The sequence below is a fragment of the Corallococcus praedator genome, assembly GCF_003612125.1.
GTDB lineage: Bacteria > Myxococcota > Myxococcia > Myxococcales > Myxococcaceae > Corallococcus > Corallococcus praedator.
Window position 1 is genome coordinate 1 of the sequence record NZ_RAWI01000503.1, and the last position, 5,833, is coordinate 5,833.

A 5,833-nucleotide genomic window follows, 5' to 3' on the forward strand; every position below is an offset into this window, starting at 1 on the left:
GGGCATCGGCACCACCATGCTCCTGCACTGTGACTACGTGGTGGCCGGGGAGAAGGCGCGCTTCTGCATGCCCTTCGTCAACCTGGGCCTGTGCGCGGAAGGCGGCAGCAGCCTGCTGCTCCCCCGCGCGGCGGGCTTCGCGCTGGCGTCGGAGCTGCTGCTGTTCGGCGACCCGTTCGACGCGACCACCGCGCTGCGCGCCGGCATCATCAACAAGGCCGTCCCCGAAGCGCAGCTCAAGGAAGTGGCCACCGAGCGCGCCCGCGCCCTGGCCTCCCGCCCCGCGCAGGCGCTGAAGGTGACCAAGCAGCTCATCCGCGGCCCGCTGCGCGAGCAGGTGGAGACCACGATGAAGCGCGAGGGCGCGGAGTTCATCCAGCGCCTGCACTCCGACGAGGCCCGCGAGGCCCTCATGTCCTTCATGACGCGCGGCAGGAAGTAGTCCCTTTCCGCCCGCGAAGTCCTTCCCAACAAGCCGGGCCCGCGTGACGTCACGCGGGCCCGGTGTCGTTTCAGGACAATGACAGACGGCCTACAGGGGCGCGCTACAGGGGCGCGGGAGGAGCCTGGGGCGTCTTCGCCGGCTTGCCGGAGAGGAAGGACTGGATGCTGTCGCCCTGCTTCTCCTTCAGCGCGCCGCACTGGTCGACGATCTCCATCACCTGCCGGAGCACGCGCTCCGAGCCCGGCGTCTGCTTGCCGCGCGGCTCGAAGAAGGCCGCCAGCTCCTGGCGCTTGCCCGCGTCACAGAAACCCGCGCCGATGTAGGGCAGCCGCGAACCCATGCCTTCGGGCATCAGGCCCGGCTTGCCCTCGGTGCCCACCAGCGTGTCGAAGTGCTTCTTCACGAAGTCCACGGCGACGTCCTGCGTGCGCGGGTCGCGCGACGCGCCGAAGAGCAGCCACATGCTCTCGCGCAGGTCCGTCTTCGGCTCCAGCAGCATCTGCAGGTTCTCCTGCACGAGCTTGGGGTCGCTCACCTGGGACAGGCCCCCCAGCAGCTGCTGGCGCGTGTAGCGGTCCTTCTCCGCGCGCAGCGTCTCCACCAGCTTCGTGTTGAAGGCGGCATCGCCGTGGTTCGCCGCGATGGAGAGCACCGGCCCCACCATCTCCGGGGCCACCGCGCGCCGGTCCTTCAGCCACTGGTCCGCCAGGGTGCGCGCCTCGGCGACGAGCTTCGGGTCATGGCCCTCGTTGGCGGCGAGCTCCAGCAGGCGCGGCCGCAACAGGCGCGTGTCCTCGCTCTCACCCGTGCGGGGCTTGAAGCCCAGCTTGCGCGCGCGCGGACCGAAGGTGTCGCGGATGTAGCGGGCCCGCTCCGGCTCCTGCGCGGGCGTGAGCAGCCGCGACGACACCAGGTCGAGCAGCTCCATGCCCGCCTCCAGCACCTGCCGGTCCGGGTCCTCCGCCACGCGCGTGAGCAGCGGCAGGGCCTCCGCCGCGGGCAGCACGCCCGCCTGGGCCAGGGCCAGCGCGTCGCCCAGCAGCACCACGCGTTCGGCGCGGGACAGCTTCGTCAGGCCCGCCTTCATCAGCTTCGCGCGCGTGTCGTCCGCCAGCCGCACGCGGTAGTAGCCCGCGCCCTCCGTGTTGGGGAACACCCACGCCGGGCACGCCTTGGCCTCCGGCAGCGGCAGCTCCGCCTTCGTCTCCGTCATCAGCGTGCACGCGGTGACGTCCTTCGTGGCGCCCGGGTACTTCACGCACACGGGCACCTTCCACGACTGGGCCATGTCCGGAAGCTTGGAGCCCAGGCGCAGGTAGCGCTCCTGGGTGAGGGCCACGCGCGGCTTGCCGCCGTCACACAGCAGGGTCGCGGTGATGAAGGGCGCGCCCGTCTGGTCCAGGAAGCTGTTCATCACGGAGGCCACGTCCTTGCCGGACTCGGCGGACAGCGCGTCCACGAAGTCCTTCGCGGTGGCGTTGCCGCCCGCGTGCGCGCGGATGTAGCGCTGGATGCCCTTCTGGAAGACCTCCCGGCCCAGCCACGCTTCGGTCATGGCCAGCACCGCGCTGCCCTTGCCGTAGGTGATGCCGTCGAAGGCGTTCTGGATGTCACCGCTGTTACGGATGGGCTGGCGGATGAAGCGCGCGGACACCAGGCTGTCCGCGTCCAGCGCGCCGTTGCGGTCCTGCACGCGCTCCACCGGAGCGTCCCAGGTGGGCTGCCACGACTCCACGATGCGCGGGGTCATCCACGAGGCGAACGATTCGTTGAGCCACAGGTCGTCCCACCACGCCATGGTGACCAGGTCGCCGAACCACTGGTGCGCCAGCTCGTGCACCTGCACGTTGGCGAACGCGCGCTGGCGGCCCACCGAGTCGTTCTCCGGCCGGGACAGGATGAGGCGCGAGTTGAACGTGACGAGGCCCGGGTTCTCCATGGCGCCGCCCATCAGCGGCACCGCGAGCACGTCCAGCTTCTCGTACGCGTACGGGATGCCGAAGTACTTCTCCAGCTGCTCCAGGATGTCCGGCGTCACCTTCGCGGCCCACGCGCCCTCGCTGGCGCGGCCCCTGGGCGTGATGATGCGCGTCTTCACGTGCTTCAGGCCCGCGTCCCGCGCGGGCAGGAAGTCGAAGGGGCCCACGCCGAACGCGATGAGGTAGCTGGGCAGCGGCTGCGTGGGCGCGAAGCGGAAGATGCGCCAGCCGTCCGCGCCCGCCTCCTCCGCGAGCTGCGGCGTGTTGGTGACGGCCACGTTGCCTTCGGGCACGTGGAAGGTGAGCTGGAAGGGGACCTTGAAGGAGGGCTCGTCGAAGGACGGGAACGCGCGGCGGGCGCCCAGGGGCTCGAACTGGGTGTAGACGTACCAGTCACCGCCCTCGTTGACGCGGAAGGCGCCGGAGGTCTCGCGCTCGGATGCGGTGCCCGTGTAGACGAGGTGCAGCTTCGCGCCGCCCACGGCCAGGGGCTTCTCCAGCGACAGGCCGAGGAAGTCCTCGCCACTGGAGGACGGCTTCACCGCCAGCTTGACGCCGCCCTGCTCGATGGAGGCCTCCTTCACGACGAGGCCCTTGCCGTGCAGCCACACGAGGTTCGTGGCCTTCTTCACGTCCAGGGTGATGTCGACGGTGCCTTCGAAGGTCTCCACCTTCGGATCCATCTTCAACACGATGGCGTACTGGGTGGGCCGCACGTCGTCGGGCAGCCGCAGTTCCGGCGGCGTGGGCGCGGCGGGGGCTTGGACGACCGGCGGTGTTTCGACGGCGCCGGGAGCGGGAGCGTTGCCCTGTCGGGCACCACATGCCGCGAGGAAGGTAACGGTGGCCAGGGCCACCGGACGGAGCAGGTTGGGCATGGCCGGGCAGTGTGTCGTAGACCGGCCGAGCAAGGTAGCGATGTGCAAGCGGTGCGTGGCCTTGCTGTCAGGTCGTGTTCGCGGTGGAGTGCTCGGCCGTGTCCGCTCCCCTCTCCGCCCATCCGTCCCCAGCGCAAACGAACACCCCTCCCGAGGGGAAGAAGCCACCAGAGCACCTGCGCCGCATCGTCGGCGAGCCGCCCGGCCCCATCGTGGCGCTGCTGACGCGCGGCGTCTGGGCGTTGCTCACCGCGTTGTCACCCGGGGCCCGGGACGCGCTGGCGCGCTTCGTGGGGAACCTGGCCTACACGCTGGGCATCCGCCGCAAGGTGGCGCTGGACAACCTGGCGCACGCGATGCCGGAGAAGAGCGAGGCGGAGCGGCACGCCATCGCGAGAGGTGCGTACATCACCATGGCGCGCGTGGTGGTGGAGTCGCTGCCGTCGGGCGACCGGATGGCGCCGGATTGGGACAAGCAAGGCATCGAGGGCGAGGAGGCGTGGGCGGCGCTCAAGGCGCACGTGGCCACGGGCAAGGGGGCGCTGCTGGTGACGGCGCACTTCGGCAACTGGGAGCTGGTGGGGCAGATGCTCATTCGCCTGGGCGTGCCGCTCAACGCGTTGGTGCGGCCGCTCAAGGGCGCGCTGAACACGCGCATCGCGGAGAACCGGCTGGGCGCGGGCGCGGGGCTCATCTATCCGAAGGGCGCCATCCAGGAGATCACCGACGCGGTGCAACGGGGCGAGTCCGCGTTCATGCTGCTGGACCAGGCGCTGCCGGCGAAGGCAGCGGTGTTCGTGCCGTTCTTCGGAAGGCTCGCGTCCACCACGCCCGCGATGGCGGTGGCCGCGGAGCGCACGGGCATGCCGGTGTTCGTGGTGGTGGGCGTGCGTCCGCCGGGTCCGGGAGCGCGGTTCCGGCTGGAGGTGGAGGGGCCCATTCCGGCACCCGCGCCGGGCGAGTTCGCGGACCCCATCACCGAGCACACGGCCCGGGTGACGGCGGGACTGGAGCGCGCCATCCGCCGGCATCCGGAGCAGTGGCTGTGGCTGCACCGCCGCTGGAAGGTGCAGCCTCCCGCCGCGCTGGTGACCGCTGCGTCGCCCGGCCTGACGCAGGGCACGGAGCCGGCGCGCAAGGACTGAAGAACGCGGTCGCCTACTCCACCACCACGCGGCGCAGGTGCGAGCCCAGGCGGGTGAGCAGCTCGTAGTGGATGGTCTGCGCCCAGCCGGACAGGGACTCGGCGGACACGGACTCCTCTCCGTCGCGGCCCAGCAGCGTCGCCGTCAACGGGCGCTCGTCCGACACGGCGCGCGTCACGTCCACCATCAGGTGGTTCATCATCACGCGGCCCAGCACCGCGCACCGGCGCCCGTTCACCAGCACGTGCGCCTTGCCGGACGCGAGGCGCGGGTAGCCGTCGTAGTAGCCCACCGGCAGCACCGCGAGGCGCGTGGGCTCCGGGCAACGGTACGTGCAGCCGTAGCCCACGTAGCTTCCCGCGGGCAGCCACTTCACCACCTGGCTCTTGCACCGCCACGACAGCACCGGCTTGAGCACCGGCAGCTCCCCCAGCACCAGCCGCGCCGACAGCCGCGTCTCCGGCGACGGCCACAGGCCATACAGGGAGATGCCCACCCGCGCGGCCTCGTAGCGCGCCCGGGGCAGCACCAGCGCGGCGGCGCTCGCGGCGATGTGGCGCTGCAACGGCTTCGCGGGCTTCAGCTGCGCCGTCAGGTGCGCAAGGCCCGTCTCGAACGCGTCCAACTGCGCGAGCGCGTACCCCTGCTCCGTCACGTCCTCCGTGTTGGCGAAGTGGCTGAGCACGCCCACCGTCTCGAAGACGTCGGGCGCGTCCGCGAGGAACTGCGTCTCCATGGGGAGCTGATCCGCCGTGAAGCCCTCGCGGCCCAGCCCCGTGTCCAGGTGCACGTGCACGCGAAGAGGGCGCGGAAGCTTCGCCGCGCGCAGGCCCGGCACCGCGTCCGCCCAGGAGCGGTCCGCCACCACCACGTCGATACCCTCGCGCGCCAGGACGACGGCCTCCTCGGGGGACACCGCGCCCAGGACCACCACCTGCCGCGCGGGCAGGCCGTGCGCGGCTTCGTGCGCGCGCACCGTGAGCGCATCCCGCGGCGCGATGAAATAGAGGACGTCCACGCCCGCGTGCACCAGCGGCAGCACCTGGGCGAGCCCATGGCCATACGCATTGCCCTTGAGCACCGCGCCCAGCACCCGGGGCGTGGGCCCCGAGGACTCCAGCGCGCGGAAGGCCTCCACGTTGTGCCGGAGATGGGATGCGCTCAACTCCAACCACGAGGAGTGCACCGCGTCCCCAGGCCCACCACCGACTTCTTCCACGTGCACACCTCCACACCGTCCAGCACCACGGCTGCTTTTTTTCCGTCTACCAGCAAAGCCCGGGCCATGGGCGTCCGTGGCCCGGGAGCCACGGGGGGCTGGATGCCACTCGGGCGGACAGGGGTGCGCGGACGACAACCCTTTCTGGCGCGGGTGGCGTGTGGGGG

At 71.3% G+C, this 5,833-nt stretch carries 4 protein-coding genes; 2 read left to right on the top strand and 2 right to left on the bottom strand.

Features of this window, described 5'->3' with window-relative positions:
* Nucleotides 1-442: enoyl-CoA hydratase-related protein (locus D7Y13_RS37265; protein WP_208734527.1), on the top strand; the 442-nt coding region annotated here is incomplete at its 5' end.
* A gap of 103 nt (nucleotides 443-545) precedes the next feature.
* Here D7Y13_RS37265 and D7Y13_RS37270 read toward each other — a convergent pair.
* On the bottom strand, nucleotides 546-3,302 hold the full coding sequence (locus D7Y13_RS37270) for a M1 family metallopeptidase (protein ID WP_120584643.1): 2,757 nt from the start codon (nucleotides 3,300-3,302) through the stop codon (nucleotides 546-548).
* 98 nt (nucleotides 3,303-3,400) lie between these two features.
* Between D7Y13_RS37270 and D7Y13_RS37275 the strand changes: the two genes are divergently transcribed.
* The gene (locus tag D7Y13_RS37275; protein WP_233595734.1) at nucleotides 3,401-4,447 is read left to right on the top strand and encodes a lysophospholipid acyltransferase family protein; all 1,047 of its coding nucleotides are present in this window, start codon (nucleotides 3,401-3,403) and stop codon (nucleotides 4,445-4,447) included.
* A 13-nt stretch (nucleotides 4,448-4,460) separates the two neighbouring features.
* Here D7Y13_RS37275 and alr read toward each other — a convergent pair whose 3' ends face one another.
* Complete coding sequence (gene alr / locus D7Y13_RS37280) at nucleotides 4,461-5,672, bottom strand: alanine racemase (RefSeq protein ID WP_120584644.1); 1,212 nt, start codon at nucleotides 5,670-5,672, stop codon at nucleotides 4,461-4,463.
* Between the last annotated feature and the right edge of the window lie 161 nt (nucleotides 5,673-5,833).

What these genes read in the sequence shown, in the direction of transcription:
- D7Y13_RS37270 (WP_120584643.1), bottom strand. Translation starts at nt 3,302, where the DNA reads ATGCCCAACCTGCTCCGTCCGGTGGCCCTGGCCACCGTTACCTTCCTC.